The organism is Actibacterium sp. (assembly GCF_041584535.1).
In the GTDB taxonomy this organism is placed as follows: Bacteria; Pseudomonadota; Alphaproteobacteria; order Rhodobacterales; family Rhodobacteraceae; genus Actibacterium_D.
In genome coordinates, this window is sequence record NZ_JBFHDW010000221.1 from 1 (window position 1) to 4,624 (window position 4,624).

Below are 4,624 nucleotides of genomic sequence, written 5' to 3' on the forward strand. Positions count from 1 at the left end.
GTCGCCGTCAACGCTGATCTCCAGACCCGAGGCATCCAGCCCCAGGTCGGCGATCTCTTGTTTCAGGGCATCCTCGGACGGCGCGGCCTCGGCGGCGCCAACCAGTTTCTTGCCCGAGTCCTTGATGAAGCTCCACAAACCCATGTCGCATTCTCCTTGCTGTTAAGATTCGGAGAAAAGCCTAGGGATTTGCGCGCGGGATTGTTACGGGGAATTTTCAGGCCGCGTCGCCCGTTCCATCGGTGAACTGCAGGCGCGCCAGACGGGCATAAAGACCGTCTTCAGCGACCAGCGCGTCATGCGTGCCTTCGGCCACGATCCGGCCCTCGTCGAACACCACGATCCGGTCGGCCTTTTTCACCGTCGCCAGACGGTGCGCGACGATGATCGTCGTGCGGCCCTGCGCCATGTCATCGACCGCGCGCTGCACCAGACGTTCGCTTTCCGCATCCAGCGCCGAGGTCGCCTCGTCCAGCAACAGCACCGGCGCGTCGCGCAGAATGGCGCGGGCAATGGCGATGCGCTGTTTCTGGCCACCCGACAGCATGACGCCGCGTTCGCCGACATAGCTGTCATAGCCATCGGGAAGACGGCTGAGGAACTCATGCGCGGCCGCGGCGCGGGCGGCGACCTCGACCTCGGCATCTGACGCGTCGGGGCGGCCAAAGCGGATGTTTTCGCGCGCGGTATCAGCAAAGATTACCGGGTCTTGCGGCACCAAAGCCACCGAGCGGCGGAACTCGCTGCGCGACAGATCGGTCAGCGGCACGCCATCCAGCAACACGCGGCCCTCTTGTGGGTCATAGAAACGCTGCACCAGCTGGATGATCGTGGTCTTGCCCGCACCTGACGGGCCGACCAGCGCCACGGTCTCGCCCGCGTTGACACGCAGGTTGATGCCCTCAAGCGCCGATTGCTCAGGCCGGGTCGGGTAATGGAAGGTGACATTGTCGAAGGTCAGCTCGCCCCGCACCGGCTGCGGCAGCGCGGCGGGCTGGGACGGATCGACGACGCTGTCGTCGGAATTCAGCAGTTCGATCAGGCGCTCGGTCGCGCCGGCGGCGCGCTGCAATTCGCCCCAGATTTCCGACAGCGCCCCCACGGCCCCGGCAACCATCACCGAATAGATCACGAATTGCACAAGCTCGCCGCGGCTCATACCACCGGCATAGACATCGCGCATCCCCATCCACAGCACGCCGACAACCCCGGCGAACACCAGAAAGATCACGATCGTCGTCATCACCGCACGGGTGCTGACGCGACGGCGGGCAGAATCGAACGCCTGCTCCGTCACTTTGGCGAACCGGGCGCGGCTGATGGTTTCATGGGTAAAGGCCTGAACAGTCTGGACCGACAACAGCGCCTCAGAGGCCGAACCGGACGAGGCCGCGATCCAATCCTGGTTCTCGCGGCTAAGCTGGCGCAGACGCCGCCCCAGAACAATGATCGGCACCACCACGGCGGGCACAATCAACAGCACCAGCCCGGTCAGCTTGGCCGAGGTCAGCATCATCAACACCAGCCCGCCAGAGAACAACAGCACGTTGCGCAAAGCCACCGAAACCGACGACCCGATCACCGACAGGATCAGCGTGGTGTCGGTGGTGATCCGGCTGAGAACCTCGCCGGTCATGATGCGCTCATAAAAGGCCGGACTCATGCCGATCATGCGGTCGAACACCGCCTTACGGATATCGGCCACCACCCGTTCGCCCAGACGGGTCACAAGGTAATAGCGCGCCCCGGTGCCCAGCGCCAAAAGCCCGGCAATCGCCAGCGCGGCGATGAAATAGCTGTTCAGCAGTTGCACGTCGCCGGTCTCGAACCCGTCGATGACTCGGCGCACCGCCAGCGGCAGAACCAGTGACACGGTCGCGGTCAGAACCAGCGCGATCCCCGCCAGCGCCACCAGCGTCATATAGGGTGCGATAAACGGCGCCAGACCGCGCAACGCGCCAATGCGTTTGGATTTTTCCCGCTCTTCCAGGATGTCGCTGCCGTTCCGTGCCATGGGCATGCCTTCTTTAACTGCGCGACCCTCATAAGAGATGCGACCGGGATCAACAAGCGGCTGAACAAGAAGTGATCGGATTACGCTGGAGCGGGTAGCGGGAATCGAACCCGCACCTTAAGCTTGGAAGGCTCTTATGATACCATTTCACCATACCCGCCCAGCGGCGCTCTGGCTAATTCATCCGGCGGCGGTGGTCAAGCGGGGCTGGTTGAAGAAACCTGTCGAAGGCCGCGCCGAATGCGGATAAGCAGGCGGCATGGATACGAACACCCCTTTCGAGATTTTCCTTGTCGCCACGCCGGGGCTTGAGGATGTGCTGTGCGCCGAGGCGCAGGAACTGGGCTTTGCCGGGGCTGCGGTCGTGCCCGGCGGCGTCAGCTTTCAGGGCGGCTGGCCCGATGTCTGGCGCGCCAATCTGGTGCTGCGCGGCGCGACGCGGGTTCTGGCCCGGATCGGCGCGTTTCGGGCGTTTCATCTGGCGCAGCTCGACAAGCGGGCGCGCAAGTTCCCGTGGGCCGACCTGCTGAACCCCGATGTGCCGGTGCGGGTCGAGACCACCACCAAGCGCTCGAAAATCTATCACGCCGGGGCGGCAACGCAGCGCATTGAGACCGCCCTGCGCGAGTCGCTGGGCGCCACGATCTCGCCCGAGGCCGAGGTGGTCATCAAGGTGCGGATCGACGACGACATGGTGACGATCAGTCTGGATACTTCGGGCGTGTCGCTGCACAAGCGCGGCCATAAAGAGGCGGTCAACAAGGCCCCCATGCGTGAAACCATGGCAGCGATGTTCCTGCGGCAGATGGGGTTTGACGGCAGCCAGACCGTGGTCGATCCGATGTGCGGGTCGGGCACCTTCGTGATCGAGGCGGCCGAGATCGCCGCCGGTCTGTTGCCGGGGCGCAGCCGGTCGTTTGCGTTTGAGAAGTTGCGCAATTTCGATGCCGATGTCTGGGCCGCCCAGCGCACCAGCGGCACGACGAAAACCCCGACGGCGCATTTCTATGGCTCGGACCGCGATGCCGGCGCAATCAAGATGAGCCGCGCCAATGCCGACCGTGCCGGGGTCACCGAGTTCACCAGTTTCCAGACCCTGTCGGTCAGTGACCTGACCCCGCCCGACGGCCCGCCGGGCATTGTCATCGTCAACCCGCCCTACGGCGCGCGGATCGGCAACAAGCGCCCGCTGTTCGCCGCCTATGGCGCCCTGGGTCAGACCCTAAGCGCCCGATTCAGCGGCTGGCGCGTCGGGATCATCACCACCGATAATTCCCTCGCCCGCGCCAGCGCCCTGCCGTTCCTGCCGCTGGGACCTTCCGTGGCCCACGGCGGGCTGAAGGTGCATCTTTACCGGACCGAGGCCCTGAAATAATCAGGGCCGCCAGTCGCGCAGGGCAATGCCCTGTTCGGCGCATTCGATGATCACCCGGCTGGGTTTCCAGACCAGCGCGTCCTCGTCGCACAGGGCCGTCAGTTGCCGCAGGATCTGCGCCGCGCCGATCGTGTCGGCATAATGCATCAGGCCACCGCGCCAGCGCGGGAAGCCATAGCCGAACACCGTCACCAGATCGATGTCGGCGGCGTTGTGGGCGATGCCCTCGGCCAGAATCTCCGACGCCTCGTTGATCATCGCCAGCACCAGACGCTCGCGGATTTCGTCATCGGTAAAGCTGCGGCGCGTGACCTTGGCGAAATACGCCTCTTCGCGGCACAGATCCTCGACCAGAGGATCGACGACCTTGCCGCCCCCGCCGGGATAGCGATACCAGCCAACGCTGGTTTTGCGGCCCAGACGGCCTTCGGCGACCATGCGATCGGCAATCGGGATATAGCGGCGGATCGGGTCGCGCGTGGCGTCCTGACGGCGGCGGTTGGCATGGGCGATATCAAGGCCGGACATGTCCTGCGCCTCGTATGGGCCCATCGCATAGCCGAACTCGACCATCGCTTCGTCCAGCTCCCACGGGTTGGTGCCGTCCATCAGCAGGGTGTCGGCGGCCTCGCGGTAGCGGGCCAGAATGCGGTTACCGATAAAGCCATCGCAGACCCCGGCCAGAACCGGGATTTTCCGCAGCTTTTTGCCCAGCGCATAGCCAGTCGCCAGCGCCACGTCCGAGGTGGCATCGCCGCGCACGATCTCCAGCAGCTTCATGATATGCGCGGGTGCAAAGAAATGCAGCCCGACCAGACGCGCCGGATCGGCCAGCACGGCGGCAATGTCGTTCACATCCAGATACGAGGTGTTGCTGGCAAGGATCGCGTCCTTGGGCAAAGCGGCCTCAAGCGCGGTGAACACGGCGCGTTTGACCTCCATGCTCTCGAACGCCGCCTCGATCGCCAGTTGCGCCCCTGCCCCGGCCGAATAATCGGTGGTGCAGGTCAGCGCGCCGCGGATCGCCGTCGCCTTGGCGTCCGAGATCAGGCCGCGTTTCAGGCTGGCGCCGATGATCTTTTCGACATTGGCCTCAGCACGGACAACGCCGTCGTCATCGGTTTCGATCAGCACCACGGCAATGCCCGCCGACAGCAGGGCATAGGCAATCGCCGCGCCCATATTGCCGCCGCCGACCACAACCGCCTGTGTGACATCCAGCGGTGCAGCGGTCA

General features: G+C 64.7%; 3 protein-coding genes and 1 tRNA gene. 1 reads left to right on the top strand and 3 read right to left on the bottom strand.

All coding sequences use genetic code 11. The features are described 5' to 3' along the window. Nucleotides 1-217: 217 nt before the first annotated feature. Nucleotides 218-2,014, bottom strand: coding sequence for an ABC transporter transmembrane domain-containing protein (locus tag ABYW26_RS10930; RefSeq protein ID WP_372604894.1), 1,797 nt, complete (start codon nt 2,012-2,014; stop codon nt 218-220). An 86-nt stretch (nt 2,015-2,100) separates the two neighbouring features. Further along, nucleotides 2,101-2,174 (bottom strand) — tRNA-Gly (locus tag ABYW26_RS10935). A gap of 99 nt (nt 2,175-2,273) precedes the next feature. On the opposite strand from ABYW26_RS10935, the gene ABYW26_RS10940 reads away from it, so the two are divergent. Beyond that, entirely contained in the window at nt 2,274-3,389 is a 1,116-nt protein-coding gene (locus tag ABYW26_RS10940; RefSeq protein ID WP_372604895.1) for a class I SAM-dependent RNA methyltransferase, read from the top strand. On the opposite strand, the gene ABYW26_RS10945 is transcribed toward ABYW26_RS10940, so the two are convergent. After that, nucleotides 3,390-4,624, bottom strand: a 1,235-nt coding sequence (locus ABYW26_RS10945; RefSeq protein WP_372604896.1) for a 3-hydroxyacyl-CoA dehydrogenase NAD-binding domain-containing protein, incomplete at its 5' end; no start/stop codon positions are given.